At 77.7% G+C, this 1,183-nt stretch carries 1 pseudogene; it reads right to left on the bottom strand.

Annotated features, from left to right (window positions below):
- Positions 1–1,183: pseudogene (locus EAO72_RS40950) on the bottom strand (hypothetical protein); the annotation flags it as partial.

The following is a 1,183-nucleotide window of genomic DNA, read 5'->3' as shown; positions in this document are numbered from 1 at the left end:
CGTAAGGGAGTCGGGAGGAACCTGCCTGCTCGCCCGGTGCGAGCAAGGCACGGCCGTCCGGCTCACCGTCGCCGACGACGATCCCGCGCTGGCCCACCGGGACAACCTGACGCTGCTGGCGACCGCGCCGGGGGTGGGGGGCGGGGACCAGACGGCCGATGATCCGCAGCCGCGTCCCCGGCGCGGTCGCCAGCAGCGTCAGGTTGTCCCGGTGGGCCAGCGCGGGATCGTCGTCGGCGACGGTGAGCCGGACGGCCGTGCCTTGCTCGCACCGGGCGAGCAGGCAGGTTCCTCCCGACTCCCTTACGGCTCCGAGAAGTTCGACGTCGAGGAAAAGCAGGTCGCTGCCGGCGCCCTCCGGGTCCGCGTAGCGGGAGACGGACCGCAGGGCGCGAGCGGCCTGTTCGGACGGCGGCGGCTCCCACAGGGCGGCAAGCGGAGGATCCGTCCATGCCATGCCCGGGGCGGAGACGGCCTTGACGCCCTTGCCGGCGCCCAGCCTGCCGTCCGGCGAGACCGTCGCCCCGGAGACCGCCAGGCCGGCCCTGCCCAGCTCCCGGTGGGTGAGCGCGCTGTCTCCCAGGCGCACGGCCCGGTCGGCCACGCCCAGGGCGCGCCCGACGCCGCCGGGGGCCACGTCACCGACCGTGCAGAGGCGGCCGTCGGATCCGGCGACCCACGTACGGGCGCCGCCGTGGCCCGAGTCGGTGACCACGGGTTCGGTGAACAGGCCGTACAGGCGCAGCGAGCCGTCGGGGCTGTACGGGCGGCGCGCCCGGCCCTTGACCGCGGCCAGCTCCGCCCCGGACGCCGTCCCCACGCGGCGGGCGGTGCTCAGGAGTTCGGCCAGCGCCGTGACCAGATCGGCGGTGCGGTAGGACGGGTCCCCGGCGCGGGCCGCGCGCAGCAGCGTGACGACGGACACCGCGGCGCCCGCGGCGCGCGGCAGCTGCCGGAGCCGGGCGGTGTGCGCGGCCCGGAGGAGCACCGCCTGGGTGACGGCCCCTGCCCCGTCGACGCCGGCCTCCAGCACGGCGGCACCCGCCGACCACAGGGCGTCGGCGGCGGCACGCTGGGCCGGGCTCGCCACCTCGGGCGAGGCGGCGGAGTCGGAGAGGSGGGTGCCGCCGTGCTGGAGGCCGGCGTCGACGGGGCAGGGGCCGTCACCCAGGCGGTGCTCCTC

This window comes from Streptomyces sp. OR43 (assembly GCF_008042275.1).
Classification (GTDB): domain Bacteria; phylum Actinomycetota; class Actinomycetes; order Streptomycetales; family Streptomycetaceae; genus Streptomyces.
This window is presented reverse-complemented; position numbering and strand designations above follow the sequence as displayed.